The 13,532-nt window shown below is 65.2% G+C and carries 11 protein-coding genes; all 11 read left to right on the top strand.

Annotated features, from left to right (window positions below):
- The 11 genes from P0R31_RS21980 (at nucleotide 1) to P0R31_RS22030 (ending at nucleotide 13,497) form a co-directional block, all read left to right on the top strand.
- Nucleotides 1-960 (top strand): protein TolA, encoded by a 960-nt coding sequence (locus P0R31_RS21980; protein WP_275516243.1) that lies wholly within the window; start codon nucleotides 1-3, stop codon nucleotides 958-960.
- 41 nt (nucleotides 961-1,001) lie between these two features.
- Nucleotides 1,002-2,348, top strand: a complete 1,347-nt coding sequence (gene tolB, locus P0R31_RS21985; protein ID WP_430516855.1) for a Tol-Pal system beta propeller repeat protein TolB — start codon at nucleotides 1,002-1,004, stop codon at nucleotides 2,346-2,348.
- Between the two features lie 78 nt (nucleotides 2,349-2,426).
- A complete protein-coding gene (locus P0R31_RS21990; RefSeq protein ID WP_275516246.1) occupies nucleotides 2,427-2,570 on the top strand; it encodes a hypothetical protein in 144 nt (47 codons plus the stop codon).
- 36 nt (nucleotides 2,571-2,606) lie between these two features.
- Complete coding sequence (locus tag P0R31_RS21995; RefSeq protein WP_275516248.1) at nucleotides 2,607-4,928, top strand: putative bifunctional diguanylate cyclase/phosphodiesterase; 2,322 nt, start codon at nucleotides 2,607-2,609, stop codon at nucleotides 4,926-4,928.
- Nucleotides 4,929-5,095: 167 nt separating this feature from the next.
- Entirely contained in the window at nucleotides 5,096-5,857 is a 762-nt protein-coding gene (locus P0R31_RS22000) for an N-acyl amino acid synthase FeeM domain-containing protein (RefSeq protein ID WP_275516249.1), read from the top strand.
- Nucleotides 5,858-6,101: 244 nt separating this feature from the next.
- A complete protein-coding gene (gene pal, locus P0R31_RS22005) occupies nucleotides 6,102-6,590 on the top strand; it encodes a peptidoglycan-associated lipoprotein Pal (protein WP_035998574.1) in 489 nt (162 codons plus the stop codon).
- Nucleotides 6,591-6,797: 207 nt separating this feature from the next.
- A complete protein-coding gene (ybgF, locus tag P0R31_RS22010) occupies nucleotides 6,798-7,895 on the top strand; it encodes a tol-pal system protein YbgF (protein ID WP_275516250.1) in 1,098 nt (365 codons plus the stop codon).
- Nucleotides 7,896-7,959: 64 nt separating this feature from the next.
- Nucleotides 7,960-9,036, top strand: a complete 1,077-nt coding sequence (tilS, locus tag P0R31_RS22015) for a tRNA lysidine(34) synthetase TilS (protein WP_275516252.1) — start codon at nucleotides 7,960-7,962, stop codon at nucleotides 9,034-9,036.
- Between the two features lie 255 nt (nucleotides 9,037-9,291).
- Nucleotides 9,292-11,214 (top strand): ATP-dependent zinc metalloprotease FtsH, encoded by a 1,923-nt coding sequence (ftsH, locus tag P0R31_RS22020; protein ID WP_275516254.1) that lies wholly within the window; start codon nucleotides 9,292-9,294, stop codon nucleotides 11,212-11,214.
- Nucleotides 11,215-11,415: 201 nt separating this feature from the next.
- Nucleotides 11,416-12,255 (top strand): universal stress protein, encoded by an 840-nt coding sequence (locus P0R31_RS22025; protein ID WP_275516255.1) that lies wholly within the window; start codon nucleotides 11,416-11,418, stop codon nucleotides 12,253-12,255.
- Nucleotides 12,256-12,264: 9 nt separating this feature from the next.
- The gene (locus P0R31_RS22030) at nucleotides 12,265-13,497 is read left to right on the top strand and encodes an APC family permease (RefSeq protein WP_275516277.1); all 1,233 of its coding nucleotides are present in this window, start codon (nucleotides 12,265-12,267) and stop codon (nucleotides 13,495-13,497) included.
- The last annotated feature ends 35 nt before the right edge of the window (nucleotides 13,498-13,532 follow it).

Consider the following 13,532-nt stretch of genomic DNA (forward strand, 5'->3'; position numbering starts at 1 on the left):
GTGAAGGTGAACGTCGACAAGACACTCGTTGCGTCGATTGCCCTGCATGTCCTCGTGCTGGGATGGGGGCTCGTCACCTTCAGCAGCAAGGCCTATGTCGCGCCGGAGGAGTCGCTTCCGATCGACATCATCTCCACCGACCAGCTCGCCAAGATGATGGCGGGGCAGAAGACCGGCAAGAAGGAAGAGCCGAAGCCGAAGGTCGAGAAGATCGCGGAGCCCAAGCCCGAGGAAGACGCCGTCGGCAAGGTCACCGAGAAGAAAGAGCTGATCAAGACCAATTCGCAGCCCGAGCCGCCGCCGAAGCCCGTCGAGAAGCCGGTGGAGAAGAAGCCGGAGCCGCCGAAGCCCGTCGCCGAGGCCAAGCCGAAGGAAGAGCCGAAGCCGCAGGAAAAGAAGCCTGATCCGGCCAAGGAAGATCCGCTTGCCGAGCTCATGAAGAAGCAGGAGACCAAGAAGCCGCCGCCGAAACCCGTGGAGCAGAAGGTCGCGGCGGTGCAGCCGCAGCAGCAGCCGAAGCCCAAGGAGCGCAGCTTCGATCCCGCGCAGATCCAGCGCGATCTCGACAAGCGCGCCGCGACGCGGCACGAGCAGACCGGCTCGGCGCTGAATGCGTCGGCGTCGCTGGGAGCCGCGACCGGGACTGCCGCCAACAACGTTGCGACCTGGCAAGGTGCATTCCAGGGCGCGGTCAAGCGCTGCTTCACGCCCACCTATAACGGGCAGGACGCCAGTCTGTACGAAGCCGACATCGACATTCCCATGAAGATCGACGGATCGCTCGCGTCCGAGCCGGTCATCGTCGCGGTGCGAGGACCGTCGCGCTCGATCGCCCAGGCGGTCGCGGAGAGTGCCAAGCGCGCCATCGTGCAGTGTCAGGTTTATTCGTTCCTGCCGAAGCAGCAATACGACAACTGGAAGCTCATCCCGATGACTTTCGGTCTGAAAGACATGTTGTGACATCCGAACATAAGAATTTTGCAATGAATGACGCTCGATCGATGAACCGCCGCCGCTTCATGACCCTGACCGGCTCGACGCTCGCGATGCTCGGGGGCGGGCGTGCTTTTGGCCAGGCCCAGCAGGGGCGCCTTCGCATCGATCCCACCGAATTCCAGCCGATCCCGATCGCGATCAGCAACTTCCTGCCCGGCTCGCCCTCCGACGCCGACGTCGGCAACGGCGTCACGCAGGTCATCACCAACAATCTGAAGCGCTCGGGTCTGTTCGCGCCGATCGATCAGGCCGCCTTCATCGAGCGCATCAGCAACATGGACGTCGCGCCGCAATTCCAGAATTGGAAGACCCTCAACGCGCAGGCGCTCGTCACCGGCCGCATGACACGGCAGCCCGACGGCCGGCTCAAGGCCGAATTCCGTCTGTGGGACGTCATCTCCGGCCAGCAGCTCGCCGGCCAGCAATATTTCACCTCGCCGGAATATTGGCGCCGCATCGCCCACATCATCTCCGACCAGATCTATGAGCGCATGACCGGCGAGAAGGGCTATTTCGACAGCCGCGTCGTGTTCGTGGACGAGACCGGCCCGAAGGAGCGCCGCGTCAAGCGGCTCGCGATCATGGACCAGGACGGCGCCAATGTGCGTTATCTGACCCGCGGCTCCGATCTCGTGCTGACGCCGCGCTTCTCGCCGAACTCGCAAGAGATCACCTATATGGAGTTCGGCCAGGGTGATCCGAAGGTCTATCTCTACAACATCGAGACCGGCCAGCGCGAGATTGTCGGCAATTTCCCCGGCATGACCTTTGCGCCGCGCTTCTCGCCGGACGGCCAGCGCGTCATCATGAGCCTGCAGCAGGGCGGCAATTCCAACCTGTTCGTGATGGATCTGCGCTCGCGTTCGACCACGCGTCTCACCGACACGCCTGCGATCGACACCTCGCCGTCCTATTCGCCCGACGGCAGCCGCATCTGCTTCGAGTCCGATCGTGGCGGCCGGTCGCAGATCTACGTGATGAGTGCGGGCGGCGGACAGGCGCAGCGCATCTCCTTCTCCAAGGACGACACCAACGCCAGCTATTCGACGCCGGTGTGGTCGCCGAAGGGCGACTACATCGCCTTCACCCGGCAGGGCGGCGGGCAGTTCGCGATCGGCGTCATGAAGCCCGACGGCTCCGGCGAGCGGCTGCTCACCTCCGGCTTCCACAACGAAGGCCCGACCTTCTCGCCGAACGGCCGCGTGCTGATGTTCTTCCGCGATCCAGGCGGCAATGGCGGGCCGTCGCTGTACTCGGTCGATATCTCCGGCCGCAACGAATTGAAGGTGCCGACGCCGGGCTTTGCCTCGGACCCGGCATGGTCGCCGCTGTTGTCCTCGACCTCGGGCTGACCACGGCGCAGTTGAAACATCGCGCGTTCAGACGCGCGATGTTTTCGAAAAACCGCGCCGATTTTTTCCGAGTTCGCCGTGAACGGCAACACTTCCTTCACCTTGCGCCCGGCAAGGCTTGCCTACCTGATTGATATTTCAGCGGAAATCATTTCGCTATTGCCGAAAAACAACCCGACTTTAACGATGTTCCCTCAGAAAAGCTTCATCTCGACTGGGTAAGACTACGCGCCGAACAGGACGCGCGTACAAACCAAAATGCAGTTCGCAAGCCAGAGCGGAGAGCAGGGGCAGCCGCCGCCGGTCAATCCGGCGGCGCAGATCGATTCGCTCTTTGAAGCGCCGGGTCCGCTGCTGGCCGGTCTCATCTTCGTGTCGATCGGTGCTGCACTGACCGCGCTGAAGACGGGTGAGCCCCTGATTTGGGCGTGCGTGGCGCTGCTCGTCCTGGCCGGAACGGTGCGGGCGATCGATTTGCGTCGCTATCAGGGACGCAAGTCGAGCGTGACCGCCGAGGCGGCCAAACGCTGGCAGGCGCGGTATCAGATCGGCGCGAAGATCCAGGCCGCAGCGATCGGCATCTGGTGCGGCACCACGCTGCTCGCCACCGACGACGCGGTCGCGCACATGATTGCCCTGTCGGTCACGACAGGCATTGCGGCAGGGGGAGCGGGAAGGGCGTACGGGCGACCTTCGATCTTCCATCTGCAGGCGCTGCTCATCTTCGCCCCGGCGGTGTTGGCATTGGCGTGGCGCGGCACGCCCTACTACATCGCGATGGCCGTTGTGAGCGCGGCCTTCCTGCTGGCGATCATGCAGCTCTCGGTCAACTTGCACCGGATCTTCATGCGCGCCGTTGTGGCGCGCGAACGCGAAGCCGCACTTGCGGGCCAGTTCGATACCGCCCTCAACAACATGCCGCACGGCCTTTGCATGTTCCATCGCGACGGGCAGCTCGCGGTGATGAATCACCGCTTCGCGGCGATGATGAACCTGCCGGACCATCTGCCTCGGAGCGGTGCCAGCGCGCGCGACATCATCGCGGCGTGCGTGCAGGCCGGATCCGTCTCGATCGCGGACGGCGAGCATATCGTCGCCGGCATCGAAAGTTCGCGGGAGAAGGAGATCATCACCGCCGATGCGAACCTGGAGCGAAATCGGTCGCTGTGCTGGACCGTTCAGCCGATGGCGGACGGAGGGGCGGTGCTGCTGCTCGAGGACATCACCGAGCGGCGCAACGCCGAAGCCAAGATCAGCCATCTTGCGCGATACGACGACCTGACGGCGCTGCCGAACAGGGTCAATTTCCGCGACGAGATCGAGCATCTGCTGGCTGTCTCCCACGACGCGGCGCAGCTCTCGGCGCTGCTGTTCATCGACCTCGACCAGTTCAAGCAGGTCAACGACACGCTGGGCCATCCCTGCGGCGACCAGCTCCTGTGCGCCGTCGCCAACCGCCTGCGCGAGATGCTGCGCCCCGAGGATTTCGTCGCCCGGTTCGGCGGCGACGAGTTCGTCGTGTTCCAGCAGAACCTCACGGCGCCCGAGGACGCCGCGGCGCTCGCCCGCCGCGTCGTCGAGCGGTTGAGCGAGCGTTACCGCATCGACAATCATCTGGTCGAGATCGGCGCCAGCGTCGGCATCGCGCTGACCTCGCCGGAGGGCACCAGCGCCGACACGCTGCTCAAGAACGCCGACATGGCGCTGTACCGCGCCAAGGCCGACGGCCGCGGCACCTATTGTTTCTTCCGCGACGAGATGGCCGCGACCGTCGAGGCGCGCCGCATCCTCGAGCTCGACCTGCGCAAGGCGCTCGCCAACGAGGAGTTCGAGCTGTTTTTCCAGCCGCTGGTCAATCTGAGGTCCGGCAAGATCACCACCTGCGAAGCGCTGCTGCGCTGGAATCATCCGGTGCGCGGCACGGTCTCGCCGGTCGACATCATCCCGGTCGCCGAGGACATGGGCCTGATCGTCGATCTCGGCCGCTGGATCCTGCGCCGCGCCTGCATGGAATGCATGAAGTGGCCGGAAGGCGTCAGCGTCGCCGTCAATTTCTCGCCGCAACAATTCCACCAGCGCGACGTCCTGAGCGAAATCCGCTACGCGCTCGAAGTGTCGGGCCTGCCGGCGCATCGTCTTGAGATCGAGATCACCGAGTCCTCGCTGCTGCGCAACACCCAGCTCACCCACGACATCCTGTCGCAATTGCATGCGCTCGGCGTGCGCATCTCGCTCGACGATTTCGGCACCGGCTACTCCAGCCTCAGCTACCTGCACAATTTCCCGATGCAGAAGGTGAAGATCGATCGCTCCTTCCTCGAAGGCATCGATTCGGACCGGCCGCTGACGCTGCTGCGCGGTGTCGCGCGGCTGTCCGCCGACCTCGGCATGGCCGTCGTGGTCGAAGGCATCGAGACCAACGAGCAGCTCGAGCTGATCAGCGCCGACGGCACCGTGACCGAAGGGCAGGGCTACCTGTTCAGCCGGCCCGTACCGGCGGTGCGAATCCGGCAATTGCTCAACGCCTCGCATGGTCGTCGCGTGCCCGACGACCAGCTCGCCCTCGTGTCGTCGCGATAGGCCCGATCCCTTCCCGGCAGCTCCGCTCTCGCAATCGGCTCCCATCTGCACCGTAGTCTTGCGGGCTCGCAAAGGTTAACCCTAACGATTCTATAGCTTTGCAATTCGGTTAAGGAACCATTAAGGTCTGGCTACTCGTGGAAGTTGCTTGGAGTCAGAGGTTGCAGATGAAGTCCGGAGCCGAACCGAACACGGCGCTCCTTCCACGAGGCGCCGCGTTATTTGACCGCATCGATTATCGGCTCATCGAAACGCCCGAGGACAAGGACAGCCTGTATCTGATGCGCTACCGCGCCTATCTGCAGGCCGGTCTGATCGAGCCGTCACCCTCACTGCGCGTCAGCGATCGTTTCGACGAAACGCCCAACACCTGGAATTTCGGGGTCTATGTTGACGGAGAGCTTTGCAGCTCCGTCCGCATCCATCTGCTGACGTCGGAATGGCGGATGTCCTATACCACCGAGGTGTTCGGCGACATCCTGCATCCCCGCCTCGATCGCGGCGAGGTTTTTGTCGATCCGTGCCGGCTCGTTGCGGATCCCGACAAGCACCATCGCTTTCCCGAGCTGCCCTATTTGACCGTCCGCCTCGCCTTTGTCGCATGCGATCATTTCAACGCCGACACCGGCCTTGCCATGATCCGGACCGATCATCAGGCGTTCTACCGCCGCATCTTCCTGCACGAGACCATTTCGCCGGAGCCGCGGGGCTTTCCGGGCTGGCCCACCAAGAAGGCGGTCCTGATGGCGACCGACGTCCGGCGGCAGCGGGACAAGGTCTTGGCGCGCTTTCCGATCATGCGCTCCAGTGCGTTCGAGCGGCGCATGCTGTTTCAACGCAGCATCCCCCGCCAGACCGCCACGCGGCCAATTCTGCTCACCACGCCGCGGAGCCTGGATGTGGCCTCTCAAGCGCTCGGTTCGGTCTAGGCGGGCGCTTCCCGGTCAATTCGGCCCAAAATTCCAGCAAGTGCCGGCTCTTTTGCCGGCCGACGCGGCTTGCCTTCACCCTCGCGCCACATTTACAACCCATTAACCATGACGGTTGCTTTTCGCTGGTTGGGGGCATTTGACCGGCTGAGGCAAGGTTCCGTCAAGGTTGACGGAACGTTCGCTTAACCAACCCCCTGTAGACCGGACAGCAGTGGACTAACGTGAGCGTGGAGGCTCCGGAATGAGACATCCTATGCGTATCCTCCAGGGATTGAAGCTGGCCGCGGTGCTCGCCGTCGCGCTGTCGATGGGCGCCTGCGCCAACAAGAATGCCGCGACGGATGCGATGGCCAATGCGGCGACGCCCGGCAGCCAGCAGGACTTCGTCGTCAACGTCGGCGACCGCGTGTTCTTCGAAAGCGACCAGACCGATCTGACCCCGCAGGCGATCGTGACCCTGGAGAAGCAGGCGCAGTGGCTGCAGACCTATCCGCGCTACTCCTTCACCATCGAAGGTCATGCCGACGAGCGCGGCACCCGCGAATACAACATCGCGCTCGGCGCCCGCCGTGCCCAGTCGGTGCGTTCGTTCCTCGCCTCGCGCGGCATCGACCCGAACCGCATGCGCACGATCTCCTACGGCAAGGAACGGCCGGTCGCCGTCTGTAACGACATCTCCTGCTGGTCGCAGAACCGCCGCGCCGTCACTGTCCTGAACGCCAGCTCCTGACGATCGGTCAGGTCCCCAGCGATCAGTCAGGCCCCGTTCAGCTTTGCAATTGGATGATGCCGGCGCCCTCTTGGGCGCCGGTTTCGTTTCAGCATTCTGTGACTGAAAACCCCTTGGTATCAGTCACATTTTTGGCGTACTCCACTTCAATGTGTGGCGCGTCGAGGGTTCCGTCGCAGGCCATTTCGCTTTCGTCGTCAGGGCAAGATGTCATCCAGATTTAAGGCTTTTACCGGTACCGCGGCGACCGCCGCGCTGCTGGCTTTGTGCTCGCCCGCGCTTGCGCAATCGGTCTACGGGCAGTCGGATGATGCCGACCCGGAGATGCGGATCGAGCGGCTGGAGAACCGGCTGCGCCAGCTCACCGGCCAGAACGAGGAGCTGCAATATCGCAACCGCCAGCTCGAAGAGCGCCTGCGGGCGCTCGAGGGCGGCGCGCAAGGGGGGCCCGGGCAGGCACCCAACGTCGCGGCGATGCCGCCCGCGCAGATCGCACCGAGCCAGATTGCACCGGGGCAGGTCGCGCCCGGATATCGCCAGCCGCCGCAACAGCAGGCCGCGCAGCCGAGCCAGGTCGCGCCGCCGAACTACGAGCAGCCGCAGATCGCCGCGCCCGCGCCGATCGTTCAGGAGCAGCCGGCGCCCGGCGCACCCGGCACGCGCCGCCGCGGCGATGCCTTCGACCCGAGCCAGAACCCGAATGCGCCCGGTGCGCCGCGTGCGCTCGGCGGCGGACAGCAGCCGATGCCGGCGGTCACGCCTGGCGGCGGCCGCAATGCGGGCGAGCCGCTCGATCTCGCCAACACCAGCCCGCGCTACCAACAAGGTGTGCCGCCGGCCGCGCAGCCCGGCTATCCGCCGGCACAATCGGGTTATCCCGCACCGGCCGGCGGCGCTGCTTTGGCCACCCTGCCGCCGTCGGCGACGCCCCGCGATGAGTTCGACCTCGGCATCGGCTACATGCAGCGCAAGGACTACGCGCTGGCCGAGCAGACCATGAAGAACTTCACGCAGAAATTTCCGAGCGACCCGCTGGTCGGCGACGCGCAATACTGGCTCGGCGAGAGCTATTTCCAGCGCCAGCAATATCGCGATTCCGCCGAAGCGTTCCTCGCCGTCACCACCAAATACGAGAAATCCGCCAAGGCGCCGGATGCGCTGCTGCGGCTCGGCCAGTCGCTCGCCGCGCTGAAGGAGAAGGAGGCCGCCTGCGCCGCCTTCGGCGAGATCGGCCGCAAATATCCGCGCGCCTCCGCCGGCGTCAAGGCCACCGTCGATCGCGAGCAGAAGCGGGTGAAGTGCTGATCCGCTGACAAAGCGGATGGCGTTGCGCTAAACATTCGGTCCATCCGCGGATGATTGCAGCGTCATGTCAGACGACGACGATTCACCGATCTCGGCGCGCGAAGCGAGGCGGCTCTTCGCGGGCCTGAGAGATGCCCCGGCGCTGGTGCTCGCGGTCTCCGGCGGGCCCGACTCGGTTGCCCTGATGTGGCTTGCAGCGCGCTGGCAGCGCAGCCTCGCGCGAGGCCCGCAACTCACGGTCGTCACCATTGATCACGGCCTGCGCCCGGAGGCCGCCCGCGAGGCGCGCGAGGTCAAGCGGCTCGCCGCGGCGCTCGGATTGCCGCACCGGACCCTGCGCTGGCGCGGTGAAAAGCCGAAGGCGGGGCTGCCTGCCGCCGCGCGCGAGGCCCGCTATCGCCTGCTCGCAAAGGCCGCGCGTGCCGCCGGCGCGAGCCATGTCCTGACGGCCCACACCCGCGACGATCAGGCCGAGACCCTGTTGATGCGCCTGTTCCGCGGCAGCGGACTTGCCGGGCTCTCGGCCATGACTCCATTCATCGAGCGCGACGGAATCGTGCTGGCGCGTCCGTTGCTCGACGTTCCGAAATCGCAGCTGATCGCGACCTTGCGGCGGGCGAGGATCGGCTTTGCCGAGGATCCCACCAACCGGGACACCGCCTTCACACGGCCGCGGCTGCGCGCGCTGCTGCCGCTCCTCGCGGCCGAGGGCGGCGACGCCAGAAATCTGGCGCGGCTCGCGGCAAGGCTGGCGCGGGCCAATGCGGCGGTCGAGGTGCTCGCCGACGGCGCCGAGCGCTTCCTCCGCCTGCGGGATCGCGGCGATGCGCCGCAGGCGGGCGCCAGGAGCTTCGAGGCCTCGACCTTTGCCGCCCTGCCGGAGGAGGTGCGGCTGCGGCTCCTGCTGCGAGCCATCAACGCGCTCGGCCATGAAGGGCCGGCGGAACTCGGCAAGGTCGAAACCCTGATGTCGGTGCTTGATCGGGCGATCGCCGGCCCCGGTGCAGCCGCAAATGGCCGGCCGGTTCTGAAGCAGACCCTCGCGGGAGCCTTGATCAGCCTCGCCGGCGGGCGTATCCAGATCGCGCCGGCGCCGGCCCGGCGGCGCAAGGGCAGTGAGCGCGAAAAGAGCGGATCATGACACCGGTCAATTCGCGGCCGTACCGTCAGGCCACCTTAACCAGGCAGGAAAAACCCGGGTTCGGACGCCATGATTTCAGCGGGAATCGCGCTAAGATGGGATAAATAGTCCCATCTCGTTCCCTTGGCAGCGACCGGGGCGGCACCTAAATTGTATGCGTCTAACGATGAGGATTCCTTGGGATTTCCTCGCATTGACGGAATGTAACGACCCAAGGATCAGGGCCGCGATCCGCGCGACCACGAAGGAAGATCGATGAACGCCAATCTGCGCAATTTCGCCCTCTGGGTCATCATTGTCTTGCTGCTGTTGGCGTTGTTCACGCTGTTCCAGAATCCGGGGCAGCGGACCTCCTCGCAGGACATCGCCTTCTCCCAGCTCCTGAGCGAAGTTGACCGCGGCAATGTGCGCGACGTCGTGATCCAGGGGCCGGACATCCACGGCACCTTCACCAACGGCTCCAGCTTCCAGACTTACGCGCCGAACGACCCGACGCTGGTGAAGCGCCTCTATGACAGCAAGGTGCAGATCACCGCGAAGCCGCCCGGCGACAACGTGCCGTGGTTCGTCTCGCTGCTGGTCTCCTGGCTGCCCTTCATCGCGCTGATCGGCGTCTGGATCTTCCTGTCGCGGCAGATGCAGGGCGGCGCCGGCAAGGCGATGGGCTTCGGCAAGTCGCGTGCGAAGATGCTGACGGAGGCCCATGGCCGCGTCACCTTCGAGGACGTCGCCGGCGTCGACGAGGCCAAGCAGGACCTGCAGGAGATCGTCGAGTTCCTGCGCGACCCCGGCAAATTCCAGCGCCTCGGCGGCCGCATTCCGCGCGGCGTGCTGCTGGTCGGCCCTCCCGGCACCGGTAAGACCCTGATCGCGCGCGCGGTCGCGGGCGAAGCCAACGTGCCGTTCTTCACCATCTCCGGTTCCGACTTCGTCGAGATGTTCGTCGGCGTCGGCGCGAGCCGCGTCCGCGACATGTTCGAGCAGGCCAAGAAGAATGCGCCCTGCATCATCTTCATCGACGAAATCGACGCCGTCGGTCGTCACCGTGGCGCCGGTCTCGGCGGCGGCAATGACGAGCGCGAGCAGACGCTGAACCAGCTGCTGGTCGAGATGGACGGCTTCGAGGCCAACGAGGGCGTGATCCTGATCGCCGCCACCAACCGTCCCGACGTGCTCGATCCCGCGCTCTTGCGTCCGGGCCGCTTCGACCGCCAGGTCGTGGTGCCGAACCCCGACGTCGTCGGCCGCGAGCAGATCCTGAAGGTGCATGTTCGCAAAGTTCCGCTGGCGCCCGATATCAATCTCAAGACCATCGCGCGCGGCACCCCGGGCTTCTCCGGCGCCGACCTGATGAACCTCGTCAACGAGGCCGCTTTGACCGCCGCCCGCCGCAACAAGCGCATGGTGACGCAGGCCGAGTTCGAGGAGGCCAAGGACAAGGTGATGATGGGCGCCGAGCGCAAGTCGCTCGTCATGACCGAGGAAGAGAAGTTGCTCACGGCCTACCACGAGGGCGGCCACGCCATCGTCGGCCTCAACGTGCCCGCGACCGATCCGATCCACAAGGCGACCATCATCCCGCGTGGCCGTGCGCTCGGCATGGTCATGCAGCTGCCCGAGCGCGACAAGCTGTCGATGTCGCTGGAGCAGATGACCTCGCGCCTCGCCATCATGATGGGCGGCCGCGTCGCCGAAGAGCTGATCTTCGGCCGCGAGAAGGTGACCTCGGGCGCGGCCTCCGACATCGAGCAGGCCACCCGGCTTGCCCGCATGATGGTGACGCGCTGGGGCCTGTCGGAAGAGCTCGGCACCGTCTCCTATGGCGAGAACCAGGACGAGGTCTTCCTCGGCATGTCGGTGTCGCGTACGCAGAACGCCTCCGAAGCCACCGTCCAGAAGATCGATTCCGAGATCAAGCGCCTGGTCGAGGAAGGCTACAAGGAGGCGACCCGCATCCTCACCGAGAAGCGCGCCGATCTCGAGACGCTGGCCAAGGGCCTGCTCGAATTCGAGACGCTGACCGGCGACGAGATCGTCGACCTGCTGAAGGGCAAGAAGCCGAACCGCGAGTCGGTGCTCGAGCCGACCACCCCGCGCGCCTCCGCCGTGCCCCCGGCCGGCAAGCCGCGCCCGCGTCCCGATCCGGATCCCGGCCTCGAGCCGCAGCCGCAGGCGTAATTCCAAGCGGCAGCTGAGAATCAAAAAACGCGGCGGAAACGCCGCGTTTTTTTTGTTGTCCGAGCGCGCCTTCGCGAGCTGGCATTGCGCTGGCCCCTCCCGTGGGCCGTTTTGCCACAGCCATCGGGCTGGATCGGTTGCGGTGGGTCAAGAAGGAGCATCTCGACGGCGTTAGGTTCCGACTCGTCAAAGGAGGCACACATGGGTTTCAAGGATGTTCTGTTGACCCTGGCGAGCTATCCGGAGCCGACGCCGGTTTCGGTGATCGACGATGCCGTCTCGGTGGCCGCCGCCCTGGGTGCGCACCTCGCAGCCATTTCCTGCGAGGTCCATGCGGAGGTGCGCGCAAGCCTGCTCGGGGATGTCATCCTGGACATACCCGCGCTTGTTGCGCGCGAGGCCGCCAAGAGCCGCGAGAATGCGAAAGCCCTGCTTGCCGCATTCGAAGCCTCCGCCGACAAATCCGGCGTCCGGCATGAGACCATCTTCGAGCAATGTGCAACCGCCAGCGAGGCCGCACTGCTGGTTGACTATGCAAGGCTTCGCGATCTCACGATCATGGCGGTGCCGGACTTCCATGGTCTGGGGTACGCCGAGGAGGTGATCTTCGAATCCGGCAGGCCGACGCTGATCCTTCCCACCGGCCCGCGGTCGCGTCCGTTGCGGCTCGATGCCATCTGCGTCGCTTGGGACTTCAGCCGCACCGCTGCGCGAGCGGTTTCCGACGCACTTCCTTTGCTCGAAAGCGCAAGAAGCGTGCGCGTCGTGACTGTCACCAATGAAAAGCCCCTGGATTCCAGACATTCCGGCCGAGAGCTTGCGAAGAACCTCGCTCGTCATGGCATCGAGGTCGTGTGTGACGAGATCGATGCCGACGGCAAGCCGATCGACGATGTCCTCACATCTTACGTGTTGTCCCACGGCATCGACGTCCTCGTGATGGGCGCGTACGGAACGCCGAGGTGGCGGGAATTCGTGCTCGGCGGCGCGACCAGGGGCCTGCTGTCCAAGCCGCCGATCCCGATCCTGTTTTCGCATTGACGCTTGGTGATGCAGGCGGTGGCGCCGCTCGGGTCTACGAAACTGGTCAGATCGCTGACGCTCACGCACGCGGTCCTCTATGGGCTCGGCGTGACGATCGGCGCCGGAATCTACGTCCTGGTGGGCGCGGCCGCTGCCCGGAGCGGAATGCATGCACCTCTGGCGTTCCTCGCTGCCGCGGTCGTGATGGGCGTGACGGCCGGGAGCTTTGCCGAACTGGGCACGCGACTGCCGGTCGCGGCGAGCGAGGCCGCCTATGTCCAGGCCGCGTTTCATCGAAAATGGCTCAGCGGTGTCACAGGGCTGCTCGTGGTGGCTGCAGCGACGATTTCGGGCGCGACCATCACCGTGGGGAGCGCCGGCTACATCAGCGTGTTCCTGCCGCTGCCTGCCAGCTGGATCATCGCCGGCGTCGTGCTCGCGATGGGAGCGATCGCCTGCCTGTCCGCGGTTCAGTCCATCAGCTTCGCCGGCTTGATGACGGTCGTGGAGATTGGAGGATTGGTCCTCATTGTCGGAGCCGGGTTGTTTGAGGGCGACGCCCTGGTCTCCCGGCTGCCCGAACTGTTGGCTCCCCTGAACGATAAAGCGGCGTGGACCGGGATCGCACAGACGTCGCTGCTCGCCGTGTTTGCGTTCATCGGGTTCGAGCACCTCGTGAACATCTCCGAGGAAATGAAGAATCCGTCCCAAACGCTGCCTTGGGCGCTCTTCATCACCCTCGGCGTGACGGCGCTCCTCTACATGATCGTCGTCTGGGTTGCGGTGGTCGCGGTGCCCCCGGCCGAGCTCGCGCACGCCTCGGCGCCGCTAGCACTTGTCTTTCAGCGGTTGACCGGTCTTCCCCTCTCGGTATTGAGCGTCATCGCGATAGTTGCGACGGTCAACGGGATCATCGTTCACATGCTGATGATCGGACGTGTGCTGTACGGGCTTGCGGACCAAGGCAGCCTTCCGGCCTTTCTGGCCCGGGTGAACGCCAGAACCGGCGCGCCGGTGGTTGCAACCCTCTTCGGAGTGGGCGCCATCCTGCTCCTCGCCCTCGGCGTTCCCTTGACCGGCCTGGCCGAATGGACCTCACGCTTGACGCTCGGGATCTTCGTCCTGGTCAACCTGGCGCTTCTTCGCATCAAGACGAGAGAATCCAAGCCTCCCGCCGGCGTGTTCTTCGTGCCCATTTGGGTGCCGGTCGCAGGACTGTTCACAAGCGCCGCATTGCTCCTGATCGATCTCGTGGGATAGCGCCCGCTCGCGCTTCCGCACGCGCGATCGGCGAA

The sequence above is a fragment of the Bradyrhizobium yuanmingense genome, assembly GCF_029167105.1.
GTDB lineage: Bacteria > Pseudomonadota > Alphaproteobacteria > Rhizobiales > Xanthobacteraceae > Bradyrhizobium > Bradyrhizobium yuanmingense_A.

Bases quoted from the DNA above. Each gene is read 5' to 3' on its own strand.
- tolB (WP_430516855.1), top strand. From the start codon at position 1,002: ATGAACCGCCGCCGCTTCATGACCCTGACCGGCTCGACGCTCGCGATG.
- P0R31_RS21995 (WP_275516248.1), top strand. From the start codon at position 2,607: ATGCAGTTCGCAAGCCAGAGCGGAGAGCAGGGGCAGCCGCCGCCGGTC.
- P0R31_RS22000 (WP_275516249.1), top strand. From the start codon at position 5,096: ATGAAGTCCGGAGCCGAACCGAACACGGCGCTCCTTCCACGAGGCGCC.
- pal (WP_035998574.1), top strand. From the start codon at position 6,102: ATGAGACATCCTATGCGTATCCTCCAGGGATTGAAGCTGGCCGCGGTG.
- ybgF (WP_275516250.1), top strand. From the start codon at position 6,798: ATGTCATCCAGATTTAAGGCTTTTACCGGTACCGCGGCGACCGCCGCG.
- tilS (WP_275516252.1), top strand. From the start codon at position 7,960: ATGTCAGACGACGACGATTCACCGATCTCGGCGCGCGAAGCGAGGCGG.
- ftsH (WP_275516254.1), top strand. From the start codon at position 9,292: ATGAACGCCAATCTGCGCAATTTCGCCCTCTGGGTCATCATTGTCTTG.
- P0R31_RS22025 (WP_275516255.1), top strand. From the start codon at position 11,416: ATGGGTTTCAAGGATGTTCTGTTGACCCTGGCGAGCTATCCGGAGCCG.
- P0R31_RS22030 (WP_275516277.1), top strand. From the start codon at position 12,265: ATGCAGGCGGTGGCGCCGCTCGGGTCTACGAAACTGGTCAGATCGCTG.